The following is a 23013-nucleotide window of genomic DNA, read 5'->3' as shown; positions in this document are numbered from 1 at the left end:
TTCGGAGGATTCATGGCCGACGCAGTCCTGGAAGTTTTTCGCGGCAACGCCGAAGGCGGGTCGCCGAAGCAATACACCGTGCCCATCACGCCCGGCATGGTCGTCCTGGACGCGGTCCATTACATCCAAGGCCACCTGGAGCCTGACCTCGCCGTCCGTTGGAACTGCAAGGCGGGCAAGTGCGGGTCGTGTTCGGCGGAGGTCAACGGACGTCCGCGCCTGATGTGCAAGACCCGCATGGACGCCCTGCCGCAGGACAAGCCCATCACCGTCGCGCCGATGAAAAGTTTCCCGGTCATCAAAGACCTGGTGACCGACGTTTCCTGGAACTACGAAGTCAACAAGAAGATTCCGCCCTTCAGTCCTAAGCCGGGCGTGAAATGGAAAATGCAGCAGAAAGACGTGGACCGCGTGCAGGAATTCCGCAAGTGCATCGAATGCTTTCTTTGCCAGAACGTCTGCCACGTGCTGCGCGACCACGACAAGAAGGCCGAATTCGCCGGGCCGCGGTTCTTTGTCCGCACCGCCAGCCTGGAGATGCATCCGCTGGACGGCGTTTCCCGCACTCAGTTGCTCAAAGACGCCATGGGCATCGGCTACTGCAACATCACCAAGTGCTGCACGGAAGTCTGTCCGGAAGAGATCCACATCACCGACAATGCCATCATCCCCCTGAAAGAGCGGGTGGTGGATGAGTTTTACGATCCCATTTTGCGGCTGGTGCGGAAGATACGCGGCGCACCCAAACCGGACTAGAATAAAGCTTGCTTCTTGCGCGTCAGAGAGACTGCCCAGTTGCGCTTGCGAGGTTGAATCATGGATCGCCCATTCAAGACCATTTCCAAGAACGGCGTTGCCGAAGCGCTGGCCAAAGTCCAGCATTACCGCTATCTGAACCAGGCGGAGGAAGCCGAATCCATCTGCCGCGACATCCTGGCTGCCGATCCTGAGAACCAACTGGCTTTGCGCATGCTGGGTCTGGCCCTTACTGACCAGTTCACCGGTGCCGCGGCTGACCGCCAGCAGGAAGCGCAAACGTGCTTTGAGAAACTCGCCAGCCCGTACGAGCGCGCGTACTACCTGGGAATCCTGTATGAGCGCCGCGCCAAAGCGCAGATGCGCGCGGGACATCTGGCGCACAGCCTGGCGGCCAGTTTTGAAAAGGCCATGGAATGCTTCGAGCAGGCCGAGAAAGTCCGTCCTAAAGACAATGACGATGCTCTGCTGCGCTGGAACCGCTGCTTGCGGCTGCTGCAAAGCATTCCCCAGTTGGAGCGTGCCGAGCACTTTGAGATGGACGACGCCCCGCCGATCTTCAGGGACTAAGGTCACGCTTCTCTCACCACCGGCGTGATAACCGTCACATCTTCCGTGTGCGCCTCCTTCCTAGACTAATAGCAGCTTTTTGAGGTGTAACAATGAGGCTGCTTGAACCTGCCATTTCTCTTTCCCTGAAAAACATACTTCTGGCCACCGACCTCACTCCGGCGTCGGAGACGGCATTGAAGTACGCGCGGGCGCTGGCGAAGAAACACGGATCGCAGTTGCACGCCATCCACGTAGGCGGCGAGTATTCGTATCAACTGCTGGAGCCGGAGCCGCTGGACATCACCTTCCGCGAGCTGCCGGATGCCGCCCTGCATCCCACCGACGCCCTGCGGAAACTTTTTCAGGGACTGCCCACGCAGGTCCCGCTGCGTCACGGCGCCATTTGGGAATTGATCAGTGAAGTGATCTCCCGGCGTGAGATTGACCTGGTGGTCCTGGGAACTCACGGACGCAGAGGCCTCGACCGGATGCTCTTCGGGTCCATTGCGGAAGACGTGCTGCGCAACGTCGCTTGCCCGGTGCTGACCGTTGGTCCTGACGTGAAGTTTGACGATGTTCAGGAACTTAAAATCGCGCGCATCCTGCTGGCCACGGATTTTGACGCGCATTCTTCCGCGCCCGCCTATGCCGCGTGGCTGGCCAATGACTTTCAGGCCGCGCTGACCGTGGTGCACGCCGTCCACGACAAGATCCAGGAGCAGATCAAGGCCGTCAACCCGGGAGAACTGAACGAGTACGCCCACCCGGACGTTCCTCCCGTCCCGCGCTGGCAGCCGGAGCTGCCCACGGAAAAGCAATTTGCGTCGTTATTTGCGGAAGGCAGCCAGCCGTGGTGCAAGCCGCAGTGCATGGTTGAGTTCGGACTGCCCGCGGACGCGATTTTAGGGGCCGCAGCCAGGGTCCGGCCGGACCTGATTGTTCTGGGCGCGCGCCACCCCGAACCCGCCAGGCTCAACTCGCATCTCCTGTGGCCAACCGCGGCCAAGGTGATCGCCGACGCACAGTGCCCGGTGCTCACCGTGGGGCCGCAGCAAGACATTGGGTAAATGAGTGATTTTGTAATTTGAGCCAGGTGCGCCGCCTTATCTAAACGGGCGGCGCGCTTGTGTGCAGCCGTGTCATTGGTTTTCTTCAATTACTCATTCACCAAATTACCCGATTACCAATTCCGTTTGCTCACTGTTTCGCAATCCAACTCGCCATCTTCTCCAGCGCCGCCGGAGACATGGTCTCTTCTATCTGAGCGTACTCGCCCGGCGAGCCGGTTTTGGCCGTTTGGAAAAGATGGTTCAGTCCGGGCATCTCGGCAATTTCAAAATGCTTATTGCCGGCAGCCTCCAGGGCCGCGCGAATCGGCGGCAGGTTCTGCTTCGGTGGCACCTGCAAATCTTTTTCGCCATTCAGCACCAGCACCGGGCATTTCACTTTTCGCAACGCCGTGGCCGGGTCGTAAGTGATGAAATAACGCAGCCAGGGTGAAGTGAGTTGCTTGAGGGCCGTGCCCGCTTGAGCTTCCGGGACCTGGCCCACCAGCTTTTCCTTTAACTTTGTTTCCAGAACGGCGTCGTCTTTCTCCTGCTTCACCAGGGCCAGCAGCTCCAGTTGCCGGGCAGCGGCCTTCTCCGCGTTTTCGTGCGTGACGCCGTTGGCTTCGGCGATCAGTCTGGTTTGTTCGGCAATGATCTGGTCTCCGGGGACGCCGGTGCCGGCCATCATCACGATAAAAGCCAGATCCGCATTGCGCGCCGCGATCATGGGCGCGATGACCCCGCCTTCGCTGTGCCCGATGAGGCCGATTTTCTTTGCATTCACTTCCGGCCGCGTCTTCAGGTACGCGATGCCGGCTTCGGCGTCGCCGGCAAAGTCCACCGTTGTGGCGGTGGCAAAGTTGCCGGTGGACTTGGCGGTGCCGCGATCATCGGCGCGCAACACGGCGATGCCGTGGCGCGTGAGGTAGTCGGCCAGCACCAGAAAAGGCCGGTGTCCCATCAACTCCTCGTTGCGGTTCTGCGGGCCGGAGCCGGTAACCAGCAGCACGGCGGGGAAAGGCCCCTTGCCTTCAGGGATGGTCAGCGTAGCCGCCAGCGTCACACCGGGCGCAGATTTATTCGCGTACGTCAGCTCCTCTTCGCGATACGGATACGGCTTCTTGGGGTCCTGCGGCCGGACTGCCGGGGCCAGCAACCCGGCCGTTATGTCCGTCTTCTTGAGCGTCAAAGGAAGGCTGGCGCCGCCCTGGCTCCATGTGCCCTCCATCGAGGCCAGATCCTTGGCCAGCGTGCCGGAAAATACGCCGCCAACCAGCGAGAACTCCAGCTTCACGCTGGCGCCGTCAAGTTTGACCGCGCTGGCCGGGATAGCGCTGCCGCCCTGGTCCAGGCTGATCATGGACGCGGTCATCCCATCGGGCGTGGTGGTGATGTGGACCACCAGGCGCAGTTTCACGCTGCCGGTATCCAGAGTGCCCGCCCATGCGCCGTCAGCGTCAGAGGGCTTTACCGCGCGCTTGAAGTTGAGCGCCAGCGGAGTGCCCTGCGACCACGTGCCCTCAATCAGAGTTGCGCCGGCGTTGACCTTGCCTTCGTAGGTGCCGTTGACGGACGCAACCGCGAAGTTCAGCTTGCCGCCGGTGAATGACATGGTCGTAACCACCAGGCCGTTCGCGCCCTGGTCCACGCTGTCCAGTGTGGACTTGAAGCTGCCGTCCGCGTTCTGTGCGATGTGCAGGACCAGATGCAGCTCAGTTCCCCCGGCAGAAAGCGTGCCTTGCCAGTCTCCGGCGATACTGGGAGCGGCTGGTTGGTCGTTAGTTCTTGGCGGGACTTGCGCAATGGACCAAGCTGGAACTGCTGCGGCCAGCAACAGCACGGCACATAGAGCGGCGAAAGAGCGCATGGAGAATTTCCTCATCATCATGCTAAAGATTGTTGCAAGCCATCTGCAAGCCAAGTACACCGGCGGTTTTGCTCCCTGCATCATTTCCGGATGGCCGGGTTACCCGATTCTGGGCGGGTTCGCCGTCCTGGCGCTGGTGGTGCGCGTCAGCGGCAGGCAAGCGCCGGAACGCGTTCCATCACAGGCGGTGTGATCTTCCTGCGACTGCCGCGGTCTCCTGCGTGCAGCAAAAGAGCCGGGCCGGCGGAATATTGAAGGGCTCAAAATCCTGGTGAACCAGAGAGAAATGGCTGCGCAGGGAAGGCAGCAGCGTGCGGGAGTACTGATAAACCAGAAAACTGCCGTCGGGATTCAGGACCTTGCGGGTTTCGCCCAATATCTTGTTGCGCAGTCTGGCGGGCATGGTGGTGAACGGCACGCACGAGATGATGTAGTCTGCGCCATCCACGTCCAGCCGGCGCAACTCCCTTCGTGCATGCTCCGCCGACGCATGGACCACGTGCAGTCGCGGATCAGGAAACCGTTGGGCCAGATAGTGGACAAAGTCGTGGTTCATTTCGAACACGATCAGGCGCGCCTGCGGCGACATGCGTTGCAAAATTTGTGCGGTAAAGGTGCCTATGCCCGGCCCGTACTCCACCAAGGTGCGGGCACGTTCCCAGTCCACACTTCCCAACATGCGCTCGACCAGAAAACGGCTGCTGGGCACCAGCGAACCCATCATCCTCGGGTGCTGCAGAAAATTCCGCGCAAAAAGCAGGGCTTCCTGGGTCCAGGACGGCCGGCGCGGCATTTTTAGCTTCGCGAGAAGTGTTTGATTAATGGACACGAGATTGAACCTATAACCTTACTTGATCATTCTACGATACAAAGGGAGAGAAAAACTGGTAGTGGGTCAGTTTGGCCTGATCCACTACCGGTATCAGCGTCTAGCGATTCACTTGTGAATCGCGGGCCCCAGCCCTGGACTTTAGTCCTGGGTGAGCGAAGCGAATCAGCAGACGTTCATCGCGGTAGCGATGAACATGCGCTTGCCAGACGAAAAACTGGTAAAAGGACCAAACTAACCCACTACCGAAAAACGGGGTTCCGCCCTGATTTGCTGCGGGACTTGATCCATCATAAAATCAGGACTTAAGCAGGCCCACTGAGCAGGCACTCTTTTGAAGAACATACGCGCCATTTATCCGGGATCGTTTGACCCGCTGACCAACGGCCATCTCGACTTGATCGAGAGGGGCAGCAAGATTTTCGATGAACTGATTGTGGCCATCCTGCGCAACGCGGAAAAAGAGCCGCCCTTGTTTAGCGTGGCCGAGCGCATGGATATGCTGGAGGAGATGGTGCGGCGCTACGGCAACGTCCGCGTGGACACCTTTGAAGGGCTGCTGGTGGATTACGCCGCGCGCATGGACGCCAAAGCGGTCCTGCGCGGCATCCGCGCCATCAGCGACTACGAATATGAACTCCGCATGGCCCTGCTGAACCGCAAACTCGCTCCCCAGATTGAGACCGTTTTCATGATGCCGGCGGAGGCGTATTCCTACGTAAGTTCGCGCCTGGTGAAAGAAGTTTGCCAGCTCGGAGGCTCGGTCCGCGACCTGGTGCCGGAGCTGGTGGAGCAAAGGCTCCTGGAAAAAATCAACGGCGCGGCAGCCAAACACCGCGGCTAAGGCTGCGCTGAAAACGCGCGGCCAATGCCGCGTTAGAGACCGCGGCCTGTGCCGCGTTAGAGAATAAAGACGTGAGGGATTTTCATGACGACTCTTCCGGCAGTAAAACAATTTGCTGATCGCATCAACCGCATTGAAGTTTCCGCCACCATGGCCGTGGTAGCCGAAGCCGCCAAGCTGAAAGCCGCGGGCGCTGACCTGGTGGAGTTCGGCGCCGGCGAGCCGCACTTTTCCACGCCGCAGCATATAAAGGATGCGGCCATCGCCGCCATCCAGCAGGACTTCACCCGCTACACCGTGGTGCCGGGCATTCCGGAACTGCGTTCCGCTCTGGTCAAACGCCATGCCGCCGACTTTGGCACCGACTACAAGCCGGAAGAAGCCATTGCTTCCACCGGCGGGAAGTTGGCCCTGTTCAATGCCGTCCAAGTGCTGGTGGACCATGGCGATGAAGTGATTGTCCCCGTGCCCTACTGGGTTTCTTTCAAAGACATCATTGAGTACGCCGGCGGCAAATGCGTTTACGCGCAGACTGAAGAAGCCGGCGGCTTCCGCCTGACGCCGGAGATGATTGAGCGCAAGATCACGCCGCGCACGCGGGCCGTGATCATCAACAGCCCCAACAATCCCAGCGGCGCCGTGCTCACGCCGGAAGACTTCACGGCGATTTTGCGCATGGCCCACAAGCGCGGGATTTACGTGATCGCCGACGAGTGCTACGTCTATCTAAACTATCGCGATAAGAATTTCTCCGCCGGGTCGGTCAGCGACGTGCGCGAACACCTGGTCATTGCCGGATCGCTGTCCAAGACTTACGCCATGACCGGCTGGCGCCTGGGATTCGCCCTGGCCCCCGTGCCTATTGTCAACGCCATGTCCAAGCTGCAGAGCCAGAGCACTTCCAGCACGGCGCACATGGTACAGAAAGCGGGCGTTGCGGCGCTGACCGGACCACAGCAATGTGTGGCCGACATGAAGGCCGAGTACATCCGCCTGCGCGACCAGACGCTGGCGGCGCTTGCCAAAATTCCCGGCATTACTTGCGTGAAGCCGGACGGCGCGTTTTACGTGTACCCCAACGTGTCGGCATACTTCGGCAAGGCCGGAATCAACTCCGCGGCGGAGGTCGCCAAGCGCCTGCTGCATGAAGCCCACGTGGTCACCGTGCCAGGCGAGGCCTTCGGAACAAACGAGCACATCCGGCTCTCGTACGCCACGTCTTCCGGTGAGATTGTGCGCGGCCTGGAGCGGATGCGCGCGTGGTTCGCCAAACTCTAGCGCCGGCGCGTCTGGGCCGACTTTCACGATGATGCCATTTCCATCTAGAACGTCATCCCGAGCCCCGTTCATGAGGACGCGCACTCTTCAGCGTCCGAATAGGGGCGAGGGACCTTGTGTTTCGGCATCAAGGAGCTTTTTGGATCCAAAAACCTTGAGTTCGAAGATTTTGAGTTCAACAAATGTTGAATTCAGCGATTTTGAATTCAAAGCAGCGTCCGCGTTTTCTGCGACTCCCGCATGACTGATCTCTATCCACTGCTCATCCAGCCCGAGTTTCACGAGCGCGTTTGGGGAACGCGTGATCTCTCCCCTTTCTACGCTCGCCAGGTCACCGGCAGTCCCATCGGCGAAGCCTGGCTCACGGCGGACTTATGTAAAGTGGCCAACGGCGAATTCGCCGGCCGGTCGCTGGGATACATGTGCCGCAGGTTTGAGGCACGGCTGCTGGGCGACATGGTGGAAGACTTGTCGCGCTTCCCCCTGCTGATCAAATTTCTTTTTCCCCAGGACAAGCTCTCCGTCCAGGTGCACCCCGACGATGCGGCCGCGCGGCTTGCCGGCCAGCCCAACGGCAAAAACGAATGCTGGTACGTGCTGGATGCCAAACCCGGCGCGCGGATTGGATTGGGCTTGAAGCCGGGAACCAGCAAACTCGAACTCGAGCAGGCCATCCGTGACGCGCGCATGGAGCAATTGCTGAACTGGATGGAGGTGCGCGCGGGCGACATGTATTACGTGGACGCCGGGACCATTCACGCCATTGGCCCGGGCGCGGTGATCGTGGAGACGCAGCAAAATTCTGACACCACGTACCGGCTGTACGACTACGGGCGTCCGCGCGAGTTGCACGTTGACGCCGGCCTGCGCGCGGCCAAAGAGCACACGCACGCCGGGCGAGTCGCCGCCGGAACAGCCGAAGAGCACCAGGGCAAAGCTCAAGTGAACCTGATCACGTCGCCCAGCTTCATCGTGGACAAATTTGTCCTGAGGCAGCCGTGGCAGTTCCAGCGTCCTAAACATGCGGTGCGCAGCGTGTGGTGCCTGGTGGCGACGCGGGGCTGCGCGGTGATTGCCGCCGAAGGCGCGGCGCCGGTGACGTTTTCCGCTGGTGAAGCCGTGGTGGTGCCCGCAGCGGTGGAACGGTTTATCCTAAAACCGCAGTGGGACGTGGAGTTTTTGTGCGCGTCGCTACCGGTGGAGCCGGTGGCGGAACCGAAGACAAGCAAATAGCAACTAGCAACTAGCAATTGGCCGTTAGCTATTAGCTCTTGGCGAAAAGCCAAGAGCCAAAAGCCAAAAGCCATTTACCATTTGCTCTTCGCCAACCCGGAGTCATTTAGTTGTCCAACCATTTCTATCCCGTCATCCTCGCCGGAGGCGCAGGCACGCGGTTCTGGCCGCGGTCGCGCCGCAAGCGCGCCAAGCAGGTATTGGCCCTCGACCAAACCAAAGCCGCCGAGAAGACCATGTTGCAGCAGACCGTGAAACGGTTGCTGCCTTTAAGCTCGGCGAAAGATTTCTGGATCATCAGCAATGAGCATTTGGGCAAAGAAATCAGGCGGCAGCTACCCGCGGTGCCGCCGAAACAGATCGTCGTGGAACCGGCGCCGCGCAATACCGCTCCCGCCATCGGCCTGGCGGCGTTTCTGTTAGAAAGGCTTCATCCGGACGCGATCATCGGCATGTTTCCGTCTGATCATGTGATCGCCGATGAAAAAAACTTCCGCAAAGTCTTGCGGCAAGCCATCGCAATTGCGGCCAAGCCGGGAAACATGGTGGTAATGGGCATCCAGCCTTCGCGCGCCGAGACCGGCTATGGCTACATTGAAGCCGGCGAGAAACTCGATGGCGATCTGTTTCGCGTGAAGCGCTTCACCGAAAAGCCCAACCAGCCGACGGCGGAAGAATTTGTTGCGGCGGGAAACTACTACTGGAACAGCGGAATGTTTGTGTGGAGCGCGCGGACACTGACTGCCGCGCTGCGCGAGCACCTTCCAAAGGCCGCTCCCTACCTGGCTGAAATCGCCGCGTCCTGGGGCAAGAAGACTTTTGCCAAGACTTACGCGCGGCTCTATCCCAAGTGCGAGAACATCAGCATTGACTATGCTGTGCTGGAACCGCGGTCAGCCAAAGGCGAGCATGCGTCCAACCTGTTCTGCCTGCGCGCTGATTTCGGCTGGAATGACCTGGGATCGTGGGCGGCTCTGTATGATCATCACGCGGCGAAGCAAAAGCCGGAAGCCGGAAACGTGGTACACGGGCAAGGCGCCTACGCCGCGAACGCTACCGGCAACTATATTTACGCGCCCGGCAAGTTCGTCGCTGCCGTGGGCGTGCATGACTTGGTGGTGGTGGAAACCGAAGACGCCATCCTGGTGACCACGCGCCAGCATTCCCAGGACGTCGGCAAGATTGTGAAATACTTGTCCGACAAAAAAATGACGGACCTGACGTAATTGTTTTTGCGAACACCGCGACTCTTGATCTGCTTTCTTGCCCGCGAGGGCCGACTAGCGCGCCGAGCGGCTTGCCACGGCGCAGAAAGAATCGAAGTACGCGACCGTTGCTCGTAAGCGGTGTGGAGCGAAGCGACATAAATGTCTAACCATTAGCCGCGAGCCCGACTAGCGCGGCGAGCGGCTTGCAGCAGGCGCTGAAAGAATCGAAGTGCGCGACCGTTGCTCGTAAGCGGTGTGGAGCGAAGCGACATAAATGATAGACATAAAATTCGGTACCGATGGCTGGCGCGGCGTGATCGCCGACGATTACACCTTTGAGAACGTGCGTCGCGTGGCCGGTGCGATTGCCGCTTACGTCCTCAAGAATGAAGATCCGTCGCGCGGGCTGGTCATCGGCTATGACACGCGCTTTGGCTCGCGCCGCTTTGCTCAGGCCACGGCGGAGGTGATCGCCCAGGCGGGAATCGCCGTGAAGATCGCCGCCGACTACACTTCCACGCCCGCGCTTTCCTACGCCGTGAAAACCCAGCGTACCGCGGGCGGCGTGATGATTACTTCCAGCCACAATCCCTGGGACTGGAACGGCGTAAAGTTCAAGGCCACTTACGGCGGGTCGGCCACGCCGGCCATCATCGCTCAGATTGAAGCAGAAGTCCGCGCCGGCACGATGCCCCAAGGCACACCGGCGAAGATCGAAGAAGTTGACCTCATCACGCCGCACGTCGCCGCCATCTGCAAGTTTGCCGACATGGACAAAATCGCCCAGGCCGGTTTCAAGTTCGCGATTGACTGCATGTACGGCGCGGGCCGGAACATTTTGTCGGAGATTTTCCGCCAGCGCGGCATCGCGTACGTGCAGATCAGGGACGAAGTGAACCCGCTGTTTCCCGGAATCAATCCGGAGCCAATTGAGCCGCACGTGCGCGCCTTGCAGGACGTGGTGGTCAAAGAGCATTGCCACGCCGGCTTCGTTACTGACGGCGACGCCGACCGCATCGGCGCCGCGGCTGAAGACGGCATGTTCGTGGACGCGCACAAGATTTATTCCATCCTGCTGCAGTGGCTGCTCACCCGCCATGCCGACTGGCCCGGTGACGTGGTGCGCGCCTTCAACACCACGCGCATGCTGGACCGCATTGCCGCCAAGCACGGACGCACGCTGATTGAGTGCCGCATCGGGTTCAAATACATCTGTGACCTCATGATGGAGCGCCAGATCCTCATCGGCGGCGAAGAGTCCGGCGGCATCGGCCTGCAACGCCACCTTCCGGAACGCGACGGCCTGCTCAACGCGCTGCTGCTTGCCAACGTGATGGCCGACGAAGGCAAGAGCCTGGGACAACTCGTCGCGGCGTTGCAGTCAGAATACGGCCCGCATTTTTACGGGCGCCGCGATCTGCGCATTCCCCATGAAGTAAAGGATGCGGGCATCGCCCGCGCCGCCGCCCCGGAAACTGCTTCTCTTGGCCCGTGGAAGATCCTCAAGAAAGAAGACCTGGACGGCATCAAGTTCTTCCTTGACGCTCCCATCAAAGACCATGGCGCGGAAGCTTGGGTGCTGTTGCGGTCGTCGGGGACCGAGCCGCTGATGCGCATTTACGCTGAAGCGTCGTCGCCCGAGCTGGTGCAGCAGGTGCTCGACGAGGCGGTTGCGTTCGTGGACGCCAAGGCCGTCGCCGGAGCGCATTCTTAGCGATTTCGGCCGACGAACCCAGCTCTTCGACGCTCAGCTTTTCCACGCCGCCGTCTTTTCCGCATGACAAGCCGCGTGCGGTCTGTTTAAATCCTGAGCATATGCATTCCAGCCTTTTTGCCCTTGCCTTGCTCGCCGTGTGGAGCGTGCCTGCGGTGGCCCAGAGCGCAACCGCCGGGACTCCGCCCGCCATCCTGGAGATTTACCGTGACCAGGTTAAACCCGGGAAAATGGCGGACTACACCAGGCTGGAAGGCGAAGCGGCGCGTGCCTGCGCCCACGCCAGCACCTGGCCGTACCTCGCCATGCAGGCCGTCACCGGACCGCAGGAAGTCTGGTTTGTCTCCGGCTTTGATTCCTATGCGGCCATGGAGAAAAGCGCGGAGCCTTTCGTCCGCAACGCCGGGCTGGCCGCCGAACTGGGCAAGGTGATGGAAGCCAAGGCCGCGCTGGTCAACGATCCGCATACGGTCATTCTTGAATACCGCGAAGACCTGGGCCGCAACAAGGGCCTGGTGTCAGCCCAGGCGCGGTTCTTCAACGTGACGGTGGTGCGCGTCTATCCCGGCCGCGAAAAAGATTTCGAAGAGGGCCAGCGCATCATTCGCGCCGTGCGCGAGCGCGCCGGCGTGGTGGACAACCGCGCCGTCTACCAGGTGGTGTCCGGCATGGCGTCCAACAGCTACATGGTTTTCTCTCCTTACCATTCTTTCCAGGAAGCCGGAGAAGCCCTCAGCCCCTTTGCCCAGGACGAAGACCTGGACGATTCGCAGCGCACCCGGCTGCGCGAATTGCGCCTGGCGGCGGTGCAAAACGCCGAGACGTTCGTGTTCGCCATCAGCCCGCCCATGAGCAACCCGGCAGGCGAGTGGATTGTGGACGATCCCGAGTTCTGGCGGTCGTCGCCTCCGTTGCAACGGGTACCTTCGGCTCCGGCGCTTACCCCGGCTCCAAAGAAGCCGGAAGGCAAGAAGTAAACCTGCGGCAAGATAGGCAGCACGCAACGAAACATTGCCCGCGTTCAAGCGTCTATGTATCAGCACAATCTCTTCCCGGAAGGGGACATGATGATTTCACGCGCTCTGCGGTTTCTTGGGTTGATGGTCCTTGTACCGGCTGTCTTGTCCTGCCTCCTTTCCGCACAGCAGGCCCCTGCCTCCAGCGGCCAAGCCGCTAACCAAATGCCGTCCGTGGTGGCGGTCCCGCCGGCGGCCAAGGCGTCTGCCAGCTTTGATCCTGATACGGCCACCAACGCTTATCTGGCCCAGATTCCAGCCGGCGCCAAGGCGCGATCGGATGCCTATTTCGAAGGCGGATATTGGCTTATCCTGTGGGATTTTGTTTACGGCCTGGGAGTTGTCTTACTGCTGCTCAACCTGGGGTGGTCGGCCGGCTTCCGCAACCTGGCCGAGCGCATTACCCGCTTCAAGCCGCTGCAGACCATGATTTATTGGGCGGAATATGTAGCGGTGACGTCCGTGTTGTTTTTCCCCTTGACGGTCTATGAAGGATATTTCCGTGAGCGCAAATATGGGCTGGCCACGCAGACCTTTGGCCCGTGGATGGGCGACCAGCTCAAAGGCTTTCTGCTGAGCCTGTTGCTGGGAGCGGTGGTCGTCACGGCGTTGTTTGGGGTGGTGCGCCGCTTGCCGCGCTCGTGGTGGTTGTGGGGCGCGGTGGTGGCCAGTTTCTTTCTGGTTGTGGCGGTGCTCATCAGTCCCGTATATCTTGCTCCCATTTTCAACAAGTACACACGCCTGAACGATCCTCGAATTACCGTGCCCATATTGAGCCTGGCGCGGGCCAACGGCATCCCGGTCCGGGACGTTTATCAATTTGACGCCTCCAAGCAAACCACGCGCATGAGCGCCAACGTGAGCGGTTTTGCCGGCACCATGCGCATCAGCATGAATGACAACCTGCTGCGCCGCGGCTCGCCGGAAGAAATCCAGGCTGTGATGGGCCACGAGATGGGGCACTACGTGCTCAACCACGTGTACAAAGGCATATTCTTCTTCGTCGTCTTGATCGTGGTGATGTTCGCCTATTTGCGTTGGGGAGTTGAGTGGTCGTTGGCGCGCTGGGGAGAGAAGTGGCAGGTCCGGGGCATCGGCGATACCGCGGTGCTGCCCGTGGTCGTGCTACTCGCATCAATCTTCCTGTTCGCTCTTACGCCGGTGACCAACACCTTTGTCCGCACGCAGGAACATGAAGCCGACATGTACGGACTCAACGCCAGCCGCCAGCCCGACGGCTTTGCCCAAGCGGCCATCCATCTGGGCGAATACCGCAAGATGAGTCCCGGGCAGGTGGAAGAGTGGATCTTCTTCGACCACCCCAGCGGCCGAAACCGCATCCACGACGCCATGCAGTGGAAAGCGGAGAACCTGAAGCTGATGATGGACGAAGCGAAGTGAGTGAGGAGCGCTTGTCGGCGACCACCGGTTTTCAATGACCCGAATTTGGCAGTTCCGGGGATCTTGGCAATTCTGGCAATTTTCTCCATCCCCAGCCCCTCCCCGTTCATCCCCGAAAAATATAGACTTACACGATTCATCCCCGGCGATACCCGTTTTTCTGAGGTGCACCCCTCGGGTGAGACAGTTTTCGAGTGTCACACGTGTCATTTTTATGGGTGAACCCCTGAACTGAGACAGACGATGATGTCATAGGATCTCCTGGTCTGTCCCCAGCAGCAGGGGGTTGGGGTCTGGGGAAGGGGACGGCGTTTGAGTCCCCGTCCCCAGATCCAGTAATGTACTAGCTCTCCCGAAGGAGCAGGTGATCGTGGCCGCCTTCGAGCTCTGATCTCCGGTTTGCATCGCTTCAAACTTTTCCGGCGAAAGATAACCCAACGCCGAGTGTAGCCGTTTCTTGTTGTAGTAGCGCTCGATGAAGTCTTCCAGGTTGGCCCGCAGATGCTCCATGTCACGATACGCGCTGGCATAGATCTCTTCCCGTTTCAGCGTCTGCATGAATCGCTCACAGCGGGCATTGTCGTACGGATTTCCCGGACGGCTCATGCTCGCCACCATCTGGTGCTTCTCCAGCAGGGCAACATACTGCCGGCACGCGTATTGCACACCGCGGTCCGAGTGATGCACCAACCCCGGCGGCGGCTGCCGTTCCGTGATCGCCTTCTCCAGGGCTCGCAGCGCCAGGCCACTGCTCAGACTACGATTCAACTCCCAGCCCACCACCTTGCGCGAGAATGCGTCCAGCACGACCGCCAGAAAAACAAACTCGCCCCACACCTGGATGTAGGTGATATCGGCCACCCACAACTGATTCACTCCCGTCAGCTTCATTCGACGGGCCAGATTTACTGCTATTTCCAGCGTGTGATTGGAGTCGGTCGTCACCACAAACTGCTTGCGCTGCACGGCCAGCAGATTATCTTCCCGCATCAGCCGCAACACCCGCTTGTAATTGACCACCATCCCCCGATCCCGCAGTTCCTTCCACACCCGCCGGTAGCCGTACCGCCGCCGATGCTCCACCACGATCTGCTGTATCGTCGAGCGCACCAGCATTTCTTCTTCCACCGGATTGTGTTCCTGAAAGCTCCGATAGTACCCGGCACGGCTTACCACCGCCACCTGGCACATCCGTTCCACACTCAAGCTGCCTTGCACCGGCATCACTTCCCTGATCTGGTCGTAGATGCCTTCGCGCCAGTGCTTCCGCTCCCCTGGCGTCGCGCCTCTATTTTGTGCAAGGCACCTTGCAAAAAATCCACCTCCAGCACCTTGTCGGCCAGCGCTCGTTTCAGCCGTTGGTTCTCTTTCGCCAGCGCTGCCTCCCGCTGCCGCCCCGGATCCTTCTCCCCGGGCTGTAACCGTTCCCGCCAGCGGTAAAGACCGCGCAGGTCCACTCCCAACTCTGCCGCCAGCCCACTGACGCTCTCGCCCGCGTTCCATTCGCTCCACGGCCGCTCGCCAGAACTCTCGCCCTTTCTTCTTGACCCCTTTTACGTTTGCCACTCGCAGCTCCTTTCCTGCTAAGTGTGCATTCTTTCACTGTCTCACTTTTGGGGTGCAGGACATTTCCGATCACCGGATGACCCGATCACCAGGGTCACCCAATTTCAGGGGGGGGTACCCTTACCCCCGTTTCACCCAATTACACCCAAGCCGGGGTCCCCGGCAGGTCCGGTTTTGGCCTGCTGGGGTGGAAGGTCACCCAAGGTCACCCAAGAATCGGCTGAGGGCCACAGTATTTGCCCAGTACCAAATACTAAGTACCAAGTACCGGTTTTCTTTCAGTTTTCAAAGAGCGATACAAACTTGACAGCGCAATATTATCGTCTTGTGTTCGCTATGTAAAGCGCGAAGTAGTTCATGGTCCTAAAAACTGCCGTAGCGGTACGAGGCGTGGAGCGCAGCCGCCCTCGGCTGCGGCTTTTGTTTGGCTGATTGCTGACTGCTCTTTTCCGCCGCAGCCCCGCGCCCGTCGCGTTTGTGGAATCGCGGCGACCACCTGACAAAAGTCCCGCAAGGGACGAAAGATAGTAGCCCGGCCACGTTCCCGAGTCCCGCCTCGCGGGATGAGGGATAAGTGCCGGGTAAACAAACGAATAATCCCGTTCCGCGCGCCGCCGGCCCGCGCGCAGCAACGCGGAGCGCGCAATCCATTGCCGTCAGGCTTATCGGCCCCGATACTCCTTGCACTTCCATTCCGGATTGGCTACAAACTTAGCGCTACGAGTCTGCGTCTTCTTCAACTGCGTTCAGGTGCGAAATCATGAAATTTGTCCATTTTAGCTATCTTGCAACGCCTGGAGTGGCTGCCTTAAGACCTCATGAATTGCGCGACGGCGATGCGTTCGTGGAGTTGTCTCATGCTCTTACAAAGCTAGGTCATGAATACGGTGGCCTGATTATCAATCATCCTGAAGAAAGAGGGCAGCAAGACTCCAGCTTAAAGAACGTTTACCAGATGTCGGCCCACGATTTCCTGGTGTTGACAACGCGCCCGCCACTCAATGACCGGCCGGTCGTAGGCCAGCCGAAACCCATGAAGAGAAGTGAGACCGCGCTGGAACACGCGGTTTTCGATTCCATCCGTAAGCACCTGTCGTATTGCACGCGGAATGGAATTCAGTTGAATCACCGGGAGTGCGTGCAGGACGAATTCCTAAATCGAGCCGACATGGGGTATTACGTCAAGACAGACAGAACGCATCCTCGCTTTGAAGCTGCTTATCACGAAAAGGACGATAGACTACACTTCGCTCCGTTTCAGCTAAACCTAACGACCGCGGGATACCTGTTGCACGCGGAACCAATTGTCCTGCCCAGCGGGAAAAGGGGCCCGCGCGTGCTCGTGGTGTTTGGAGTCAGTGGGACAATCGGCTTGGCCTTAGCTTATTTGCTACGCACCCAACCTTTCCCGCCTTTTAGAGGCCTATTGAAGCAACTCCTAACCAAGCCTTCGATTGTCATGGTCGAAATATCCGTACCAGAGCCCAATCCGGTGCCGCAGCCGTTCCGGGATCTTCATTTCGTGGAGCGCTGGAAATATCAGATAGTGACCAAACCAATTTAGCTGGCGATTTCAGTTCGTTCAACGAGCTAACGTTGTTTGGGGAAGCGCCTTCTTATTCACTCCTTCTATCGGTCGGATCTTCGCGTACAAGATACCGCGGAGAGTGACTCATGCGCCTGACAACTTCTGTCCAGCAAGCAGCCAGAATGGAACACGGCATCGTCATCGTGGGCACGGGGCCGGCGGGAACAGCGGTAGCGGAAGACCTTTACCTCCACTCAGGAGCACTCATTACCATGTTGGAACTTGGACCAGCCGGGTTGACAACTCATTTCAACAATGTTTTGAAAAACGCGCTTCGGAGAAAATTCATCGATCACAATAAGAGCACGCCTTGGTTGGGTACGATGGTCGGCGGCATGTTGGTACCCGGCTTGGGGGGCAGAGGGACAGTGGCTGGAGCCAATCGACCCAGATTCTACCAGGAGGACTTTGTCTGTTTTCCCGGAGGCGAGTGGCCGCGTGAAGTCGTGGATGAGTTGTCCGCCCTGTTTTCGAAAGCTGAACTCATGCAAAGGGTAAGAATTGGCGACATTTCATGTCCAGCGCAAGAGTGGACAGCCATGAAGCTCGGCAGATTCTGTGCAACACCGCCCAGGATCGCGGTTGATAAACCGTCCGGCGATTTTAGTCCTTCATGCGGGTACGATAGCCCCGCCGAGCGTCTAATGAAGCTGGTTGCTTTGGACAGTATCAGCGAATCCCCAGGAAGACTGCGGATTGTGACAGATTGTTATGTTACGCGCATTATTCACGACGGGAAACGCGCGACAGCCGTGTGCTGCCTGGACACTACTCAACTCGGCACGCGTCCAACCGTGTTACCACTGGATCACCTGGTGCTGGCAGCGAGCCCGATCGAATCAGCCCGCCTCGTTTTGAATTCCGGCTTGGCCGAAGGCCGGCCGATAGTCGGCCGATTCTTGGCCGAGCATGTGGAACGAAGATCCAAGATTCGTGTTCGTGTGCCGGGGAGAACAAGTCCGAATGATGGAATCAGCTTGGTAATTCCGCCGTCCGGTAGAGCTTCCAGCGAACGTTTCCAGATTCATTTGCGCGGAGAGCCTGATCCGTCCGACGCGCGATTCTTAACTGTTGACGTCGGCGCTTTTGCGGCGATGGAGCCCCAACCGGACAACATGGTCACGCTTGCCCTCGAACGAGATGGGTTTGGCGTGCGCAAAGCGAAAACGTTCTTGAGAGCTAGCCCCGGAGACGAAACACGGACACGCAACATGTGCGTGCGAATCCAGGAAATTGTCGGCGAGCTTGGCGGCGAATACGTTACAGAGCGTTTTCCCCTTGAAGATACGGCCCCTCGATACACGGACGAGACGCGTAGGATCGAAACGATGGCTCCGGGCCGTAGCTATCACGAGGCGGGAACACTTCGAATCGGAACAGCGCCAGAGACAAGTGCATGCGATATTGTTGGGAGGCTGTGGGGCATGGACAACGTGTACGTGGGGGATGCATCTTTATTTCCTTGCGTTGGTGCGGCCAATCCAATACTAACTTTGAGCGCGCTTGGGTACTGGGTATCTAAAAACATTTCATCGCAAGTCCAGCAGGCTGATGTTTGCGCTTAAGTCTGGTGTCGCCAACAGATTCCTTGCCTGCCGACATTGCACGTGCCTGGAACGGCATTAAAAGTGGACCTCACATCTCCACCACCACTTTCCCCACCGTCTCATTCGATTCCAGCCGCGCGTGTGCTTTGCCGATTTCGGCCAGCGGGAACTTGCTGTCAATCGTCGGACGCAGCATGCCCGAGGCCAGCAGCGGCACAACTTCAGCCGCGAAGGCCCGCGTCACCTGGATCTTTTCTTCCAGACTTCGCGCACGCAGAACGGTTCCGCGAATCTCCAGGCGTTTGCTCATCACGTAGCGGGCATCAAGCTCAGAAGCTGCGCCGCCCACGGTCCCGACCAGAATCAGCCGGCCTTTCGCGCCCAGCAATTTCTGTGCGGCCTTGATGTGCGGGCCGCCCACCAAATCAATCATCACGTTGATGCCTTTTCCCGCCGTCCATTTCTCAGCCGCGGCGACCAGATCGTCAAAGTTATCGCGCACGGTTAGGCCATCTTCCAAGCCATATTCGCGCGCCTGATCAATCTTGTCCGGCGTGCGTGAAGTTCCAAACGGGACGGCTTGAATCGCGCGCGCCAGTTGCACCGCCGCCAGCCCCACGCCGCTGCCCACGGCGTTGATCAGCACGGTTTCGCCGGGACGCAGCCGCGCCTGAATCCACATCGCGTCATGCGCCGTGATGAAAACTTCCGGGACGGCAGCGGCTTCCGCCCAGCTTAAGTTCGAAGGGATTTCCGCCAGCAGCAGTTCATGCGTAGCGACGTACTCCGCCTGCGCGGCCCCACCCAACAGGCCAAAGACTCGCTGGCCAGGTTTCCACGTGCGTACGGCCGCGCCCACTTCGGCGACTTCGCCCGCAAATTCCATCCCGGGGATTTCCACCGGGCATCCCGGAGGCGGCGGATATTTCCCCTGGCGCTGCAGCAGGTCGGCGCGATTCAGCGCGGACGCCCGCACGCGGACCAGAACTTGATCATCATTAATCTTCGGTATGGGAACTTCGCGGACTTCCAGAACTTCCGGTCCGCCGAAGCGGGCGATCCAGGCTGCGCGCATGGTAGTCATGATGGGTTTCTATTTTTACAGAACTAGCGGCATTTTGTTTGCAGCGGCCTTTTTTCTCAAGTATTTGATTGTATTGTGATTAACGTCACAGTCCGCAGCGGGTGTCCCGGCTATCATTGCTTGGTTTGGCAGGCTCCGATATAGTTTTAGGACGAAAATGTACGAGGACTTCCACGTAACCGACCGTTGGACTGGGCAGAAACTTCACTGCGTCTACCAGGCCTTGATTGTGGCCATCGCCACCCGCCACGCCGACGCCGTTGACATCAAGTTTTTGGCCAGCGGCCGTCCGGTATGGATCGCGTTGCCGCATCCTGCGTGGGTGGAATACCACCAGCGTACCGGCCGGATCATTACCGATCCGCTGGCCATACAGACCGCGGGCCGTTATTTAAGGACGGCTATCGAGTCCGGCAGCTACGAGCACGGGCGGGAAATGTACGCGCTCACGTTTGAGGAAACCCTTGAACATTTGAATTCGGTCCTGAAGGAAGTTGGCGCGCCTCAAGACGCGCTGCTGACGACGGCTTAGCCGTCAATCACGCCCAAAGGCGGCTGGTCATGCCCCGGTACAGGGGCGGCTCCGGCTTTTGGCCCCAGGAGATTTCAACTTTATGTCAACCATTCCAGCCATAGATACCAATGCCGCAATCGAAACTCTATTGAAGAGCAACCGGGTTTACCGCAACCTGCACTCCGGTCTCCTGGTGGAACATTCCGTCCGCCTGAATGAATGCCAGCTGTCCGATAACGGCGCTCTGGTGGCGCTCACCGGCAAGTTCACTGGACGCACCACCGCAGACCGCTTTACGGTGAAGGACTCCATCACCGCCGACAAGGTCGCCTGGGGCGAGATCAACCAGCCCTTTGACCCGGAAAAGTTTGACGCCATTTTTGAACGCGTCATGGAATACCTGCGCGGCAAAGAGCTTTTTGTCCAGGACCTGTATTGCGGCGCCGATCCCCAATACCGCATGCCGGTGCGCGTGATCAACGAGCAAGCCTGGCAGAACCTGTTCGTCCGCGCCATGTTTGTGCGTCCCACCAATGAGGAGCTCAAGACCCACAAGGCCGAGTTCACCGTCATCGGCGTGCCCAAGATGTTTACTGATCCCAAGCGCGACGGCACCAAGTCAGAAGCGTTTATCGCGGTGAACCACGCGCGCAAGTTGGTGCTGGTGTGCGGCAGCGGATACGCCGGCGAGATGAAGAAGTCCATCTTCTCGGTCATGAACTTCCTTCTGCCGCAGCGCAACGTTTTCCCCATGCACTGCTCAGCCAACAAAGGCAAAGACGGCGTGACCGCGTTGTTCTTCGGCCTCTCCGGCACCGGCAAAACCACCATCTCCGCCGACCCGGAGCGCGGCTTGATTGGCGACGACGAGCATGGCTGGAGCGCCAGCGGCATCTTCAATTTTGAAGGCGGCTGCTACGCGAAAACCATCAAGCTGTCCAAAGAAAACGAGCCGCAGATCTGGAACGCCATCCGCTTTGGTTCGCTGCTGGAGAATGTCTACATTGATCCGGAAACCCATGTCCCGGATTATGACGATGTTCGCTACAGCGAAAACGGGCGCTGCGCGTATCCGGTGGAATACATTGACAACGCCGTCATCCCCGGCGTTGGCGGACACCCGAAAAATGTGATCTTCCTTACGGCGGATGCCTTCGGCGTGCTGCCTCCGATTTCTCGTCTGAACAACGACCAAGCCATGTATCACTTCCTTTCCGGATACACGGCGAAGGTTGCCGGCACGGAAATCGGGCTGAAAGAGCCGAAGCCGAATTTCTCCACTTGCTTCGGCGCTCCGTTCCTGCCGCTGGCCCCCAAAGTTTACGCAGAGATGCTGGGACGCCGCCTCAAAGAACACGGCGCGCAATGCTGGCTGGTCAACACCGGCTGGTTCGGCGGCCCCTACGGCGTGGGTTCACGCATGAAGCTGCCCTACACCCGGGCCATGGTCAGCGCCGCTCTCGCCGGCAAACTCAAGGACGTGGAGTTTGAAACCGATCCAGCGTTCGGACTGAGCATTCCCAAGTCTTGTCCGGGAGTGCCGGCGGAATTCCTGCACGCGCGCGATGTCTGGAAAGACAAAGCGGCCTATGACAAAGCTGCCGCCGACCTAGCTGCGCGCTTCATCAAGAACTTTGAGAAGTTTGATGTGCCGGACAACATCCGCGCTGCGGCTCCGGGAAAGAAGGCATAAGCCGCCCCGCCAAGTCACAGAGCAAGGCTTTTTCGCCGCCGTGAGCGCTACTCCGGCGGCGTTCTTTTTTGTGGACGTTTGATGTTACCCGGGACATCTCTTTGACTGCCAACAACGCCTCGGGTGAGGCAGTTGGCCATCGCTGACGCTAAGTTTCTCGCCTCAGGCCACTTTGCTCAGGCCACTTTGACGTTGCTGAGCCGCTCTTCGATCTTTTCTATGAACGACACAGGTTCCTGGCCGGTCCGGCGGCCAAGACGTTGGCGCAAGAGTTCCAGGAATTCAGTTACCCGGCGCAGCCGCTGCGCCTCCATTCCGTCCTGTACTGCCTGGGGGTCAAATTGCGAAGCTGTTTCAATGTACTTCCACAGCAAAATGCGCATATTGTCCACCGCGCCTTTGAGGCCGGTGAGAAGGTCCACGTTCAACTGGGCCGGCGATTGCTTGCCGGAAGCATCCGGTCCCTGCATTGCCAGCCAGTAAAGATCACCGTGAAGGGCCGTTAGTTCGCTCGTCAGGTCCTTCAGATGGTTTACCAGTCCGTCAATTGGGGTCTCGGATTGGGATGACATACTCATTGGGGAGGTACCTCTACATAACCCTAGTGACTAGGATGCTCCTATTGTTTCAAGGTTGGGTGTTACCTTAGTACATCGTACCGAAAATAAGTGGATCCTCATTCCAAACTGGAAAGCGGGTAGTGTCCTAATTTGGACAACTACTGGAAAGCGGTTAGCGCTTTCACGCACTTTTCCGGCTGCATTGCAGCCTTTAGCGCGGTCCGGCGCGCTTAGAATGCGGTGTTGGGGTTCTTCTGGTGGAGAGTTCATGTTTCAGCGCAAAGTGAGCGTGCAGTACAAGGCGGACGGGCGTCTGCAGCCTTGCCCCATGAAGTGGCTGGACAATTTCGCCATGCGCAATTTCACCAACGACCCCATGTTTGACGACACTCTGCCCGTGGCCGACGGCTGGCTCGAACTAGGCGCGCGCGTCTCTCTCGTCCGCCTGCAGACGGCCATGGAAGATTGGTTCCGCAAGAAGAGCTATCTGGGGAAAGAGGAGACGCTGGTGGTAAAGGAAGAAGTCGTCAGAGAAGAAGCCGCCAAAGACGAAACACCTGGTGGCTAGGCTCACTTTTACCCATCCGAATTCTTCAGTGCGACCGCCGCTATCGAATCAGCCCGCCGGTAAGTCAAATAGTTGCTTGCCTTTGTGACCGGGGAATGATAAAAAGTCGAACTGTTTACCCATCCGTTAAGAGGATTGCACGCCCG

22 protein-coding genes are annotated in these 23013 nt (G+C 59.0%); 16 read left to right on the top strand and 6 right to left on the bottom strand.

What is annotated here, in order from left to right:
* Positions 1–12 precede the first annotated feature (12 nt).
* The 3 genes from LAO20_03180 to LAO20_03170 all read left to right on the top strand — a co-directional run bounded on the left by LAO20_03180 (position 13) and on the right by LAO20_03170 (position 2375).
* Entirely contained in the window at positions 13–756 is a 744-nt protein-coding gene (locus LAO20_03180; GenBank protein MBZ5530412.1) for a succinate dehydrogenase/fumarate reductase iron-sulfur subunit, read from the top strand.
* Positions 757–816: 60 nt separating this feature from the next.
* A complete protein-coding gene (locus tag LAO20_03175; protein ID MBZ5530411.1) occupies positions 817–1326 on the top strand; it encodes a hypothetical protein in 510 nt (169 codons plus the stop codon).
* 92 nt (positions 1327–1418) lie between these two features.
* The gene (locus LAO20_03170) at positions 1419–2375 is read left to right on the top strand and encodes a universal stress protein (protein ID MBZ5530410.1); all 957 of its coding nucleotides are present in this window, start codon (positions 1419–1421) and stop codon (positions 2373–2375) included.
* A gap of 130 nt (positions 2376–2505) precedes the next feature.
* On the opposite strand, the gene LAO20_03165 is transcribed toward LAO20_03170, so the two are convergent.
* Positions 2506–3969, bottom strand: coding sequence for an alpha/beta fold hydrolase (locus tag LAO20_03165; GenBank protein MBZ5530409.1), 1464 nt, complete (start codon positions 3967–3969; stop codon positions 2506–2508).
* 274 nt (positions 3970–4243) lie between these two features.
* Here LAO20_03165 and LAO20_03160 point away from each other — a divergent pair, with 274 nt between their 5' ends.
* Positions 4244–4417, top strand: coding sequence for a hypothetical protein (locus LAO20_03160; GenBank protein MBZ5530408.1), 174 nt, complete (start codon positions 4244–4246; stop codon positions 4415–4417).
* Here the strand turns inward: LAO20_03160 and LAO20_03155 are convergent.
* Entirely contained in the window at positions 4403–5017 is a 615-nt protein-coding gene (locus LAO20_03155) for a methyltransferase domain-containing protein (GenBank protein MBZ5530407.1), read from the bottom strand. The genes LAO20_03160 and LAO20_03155 overlap by 15 nt on opposite strands.
* Before the next feature lie 370 nt (positions 5018–5387).
* Here LAO20_03155 and coaD point away from each other — a divergent pair, with 370 nt between their 5' ends.
* From coaD to LAO20_03120, 7 genes are all read left to right on the top strand, one after another.
* Positions 5388–5897 (top strand): pantetheine-phosphate adenylyltransferase, encoded by a 510-nt coding sequence (gene coaD / locus LAO20_03150; protein ID MBZ5530406.1) that lies wholly within the window; start codon positions 5388–5390, stop codon positions 5895–5897.
* 84 nt (positions 5898–5981) lie between these two features.
* Positions 5982–7175: a pyridoxal phosphate-dependent aminotransferase gene (locus tag LAO20_03145; GenBank protein ID MBZ5530405.1), complete on the top strand. Its 1194-nt coding sequence runs from the start codon at positions 5982–5984 to the stop codon at positions 7173–7175.
* A gap of 240 nt (positions 7176–7415) precedes the next feature.
* A complete protein-coding gene (locus LAO20_03140; GenBank protein MBZ5530404.1) occupies positions 7416–8408 on the top strand; it encodes a class I mannose-6-phosphate isomerase in 993 nt (330 codons plus the stop codon).
* 110 nt (positions 8409–8518) lie between these two features.
* A complete protein-coding gene (locus tag LAO20_03135; GenBank protein ID MBZ5530403.1) occupies positions 8519–9634 on the top strand; it encodes a mannose-1-phosphate guanylyltransferase in 1116 nt (371 codons plus the stop codon).
* Positions 9635–9890: 256 nt separating this feature from the next.
* Entirely contained in the window at positions 9891–11330 is a 1440-nt protein-coding gene (locus LAO20_03130) for a phosphoglucomutase/phosphomannomutase family protein (GenBank protein ID MBZ5530402.1), read from the top strand.
* 101 nt (positions 11331–11431) lie between these two features.
* Positions 11432–12307, top strand: a complete 876-nt coding sequence (locus tag LAO20_03125) for a hypothetical protein (GenBank protein MBZ5530401.1) — start codon at positions 11432–11434, stop codon at positions 12305–12307.
* 204 nt (positions 12308–12511) lie between these two features.
* Entirely contained in the window at positions 12512–13747 is a 1236-nt protein-coding gene (locus tag LAO20_03120; protein MBZ5530400.1) for a M48 family metallopeptidase, read from the top strand.
* A 249-nt stretch (positions 13748–13996) separates the two neighbouring features.
* Here the strand turns inward: LAO20_03120 and LAO20_03115 are convergent, their stop codons facing one another.
* Entirely contained in the window at positions 13997–14971 is a 975-nt protein-coding gene (locus LAO20_03115; GenBank protein ID MBZ5530399.1) for an IS3 family transposase, read from the bottom strand.
* Complete coding sequence (locus tag LAO20_03110) at positions 14971–15210, bottom strand: hypothetical protein (GenBank protein MBZ5530398.1); 240 nt, start codon at positions 15208–15210, stop codon at positions 14971–14973. Before LAO20_03110 ends, LAO20_03115 begins: the two co-directional genes overlap by 1 nt.
* A gap of 863 nt (positions 15211–16073) precedes the next feature.
* On the opposite strand from LAO20_03110, the gene LAO20_03105 reads away from it, so the two are divergent.
* The gene (locus LAO20_03105) at positions 16074–16877 is read left to right on the top strand and encodes a hypothetical protein (protein MBZ5530397.1); all 804 of its coding nucleotides are present in this window, start codon (positions 16074–16076) and stop codon (positions 16875–16877) included.
* 110 nt (positions 16878–16987) lie between these two features.
* On the top strand, positions 16988–18466 hold the full coding sequence (locus LAO20_03100; protein ID MBZ5530396.1) for a GMC family oxidoreductase N-terminal domain-containing protein: 1479 nt from the start codon (positions 16988–16990) through the stop codon (positions 18464–18466).
* A gap of 70 nt (positions 18467–18536) precedes the next feature.
* Here the strand turns inward: LAO20_03100 and LAO20_03095 are convergent, their stop codons facing one another.
* The gene (locus LAO20_03095) at positions 18537–19523 is read right to left on the bottom strand and encodes an NAD(P)H-quinone oxidoreductase (GenBank protein ID MBZ5530395.1); all 987 of its coding nucleotides are present in this window, start codon (positions 19521–19523) and stop codon (positions 18537–18539) included.
* A gap of 166 nt (positions 19524–19689) precedes the next feature.
* On the opposite strand from LAO20_03095, the gene LAO20_03090 reads away from it, so the two are divergent.
* Both LAO20_03090 and pckA read left to right on the top strand, forming a co-directional pair.
* Complete coding sequence (locus LAO20_03090; GenBank protein MBZ5530394.1) at positions 19690–20064, top strand: hypothetical protein; 375 nt, start codon at positions 19690–19692, stop codon at positions 20062–20064.
* 82 nt (positions 20065–20146) lie between these two features.
* On the top strand, positions 20147–21739 hold the full coding sequence (pckA, locus tag LAO20_03085; GenBank protein MBZ5530393.1) for a phosphoenolpyruvate carboxykinase (ATP): 1593 nt from the start codon (positions 20147–20149) through the stop codon (positions 21737–21739).
* Between the two features lie 176 nt (positions 21740–21915).
* On the opposite strand, the gene LAO20_03080 is transcribed toward pckA, so the two are convergent.
* Positions 21916–22317 carry a hypothetical protein gene (locus tag LAO20_03080; GenBank protein MBZ5530392.1) on the bottom strand — a complete coding sequence of 134 codons (402 nt, stop codon included), beginning with the start codon at positions 22315–22317 and terminating at the stop codon, positions 21916–21918.
* A 250-nt stretch (positions 22318–22567) separates the two neighbouring features.
* Between LAO20_03080 and LAO20_03075 the strand changes: the two genes are divergently transcribed.
* Complete coding sequence (locus LAO20_03075) at positions 22568–22867, top strand: hypothetical protein (GenBank protein ID MBZ5530391.1); 300 nt, start codon at positions 22568–22570, stop codon at positions 22865–22867.
* Positions 22868–23013: the final 146 nt, after the last annotated feature.

Source organism: Terriglobia bacterium, assembly GCA_020072815.1.
Lineage (GTDB): Bacteria > Acidobacteriota > Terriglobia > Terriglobales > Acidobacteriaceae > Angelobacter.
Note: the sequence above shows the minus strand (reverse complement) of the source record. Positions and strands in the feature narration are given on the sequence as shown.

Coding starts and splice junctions, on each gene's coding strand:
- LAO20_03170 (MBZ5530410.1), top strand. CDS start 1,419: ATGAGGCTGCTTGAACCTGCCATTTCTCTTTCCCTGAAAAACATACTT.
- LAO20_03155 (MBZ5530407.1), bottom strand. CDS start 5,017: ATGCCGCGCCGGCCGTCCTGGACCCAGGAAGCCCTGCTTTTTGCGCGG.
- LAO20_03125 (MBZ5530401.1), top strand. CDS start 11,432: ATGCATTCCAGCCTTTTTGCCCTTGCCTTGCTCGCCGTGTGGAGCGTG.
- LAO20_03090 (MBZ5530394.1), top strand. CDS start 19,690: ATGTACGAGGACTTCCACGTAACCGACCGTTGGACTGGGCAGAAACTT.
- pckA (MBZ5530393.1), top strand. CDS start 20,147: ATGTCAACCATTCCAGCCATAGATACCAATGCCGCAATCGAAACTCTA.
- LAO20_03140 (MBZ5530404.1), top strand. CDS start 7,416: ATGACTGATCTCTATCCACTGCTCATCCAGCCCGAGTTTCACGAGCGC.
- LAO20_03175 (MBZ5530411.1), top strand. CDS start 817: ATGGATCGCCCATTCAAGACCATTTCCAAGAACGGCGTTGCCGAAGCG.
- LAO20_03165 (MBZ5530409.1), bottom strand. CDS start 3,969: ATGTCATTCACCGGCGGCAAGCTGAACTTCGCGGTTGCGTCCGTCAAC.
- LAO20_03145 (MBZ5530405.1), top strand. CDS start 5,982: ATGACGACTCTTCCGGCAGTAAAACAATTTGCTGATCGCATCAACCGC.
- LAO20_03115 (MBZ5530399.1), bottom strand. CDS start 14,971: ATGCCGGTGCAAGGCAGCTTGAGTGTGGAACGGATGTGCCAGGTGGCG.
- LAO20_03080 (MBZ5530392.1), bottom strand. CDS start 22,317: ATGAGTATGTCATCCCAATCCGAGACCCCAATTGACGGACTGGTAAAC.
- LAO20_03130 (MBZ5530402.1), top strand. CDS start 9,891: ATGATAGACATAAAATTCGGTACCGATGGCTGGCGCGGCGTGATCGCC.
- LAO20_03160 (MBZ5530408.1), top strand. CDS start 4,244: ATGCTAAAGATTGTTGCAAGCCATCTGCAAGCCAAGTACACCGGCGGT.
- LAO20_03105 (MBZ5530397.1), top strand. CDS start 16,074: ATGAAATTTGTCCATTTTAGCTATCTTGCAACGCCTGGAGTGGCTGCC.
- LAO20_03075 (MBZ5530391.1), top strand. CDS start 22,568: ATGTTTCAGCGCAAAGTGAGCGTGCAGTACAAGGCGGACGGGCGTCTG.
- LAO20_03120 (MBZ5530400.1), top strand. CDS start 12,512: ATGCCGTCCGTGGTGGCGGTCCCGCCGGCGGCCAAGGCGTCTGCCAGC.
- LAO20_03095 (MBZ5530395.1), bottom strand. CDS start 19,523: ATGCGCGCAGCCTGGATCGCCCGCTTCGGCGGACCGGAAGTTCTGGAA.
- LAO20_03100 (MBZ5530396.1), top strand. CDS start 16,988: ATGCGCCTGACAACTTCTGTCCAGCAAGCAGCCAGAATGGAACACGGC.
- LAO20_03180 (MBZ5530412.1), top strand. CDS start 13: ATGGCCGACGCAGTCCTGGAAGTTTTTCGCGGCAACGCCGAAGGCGGG.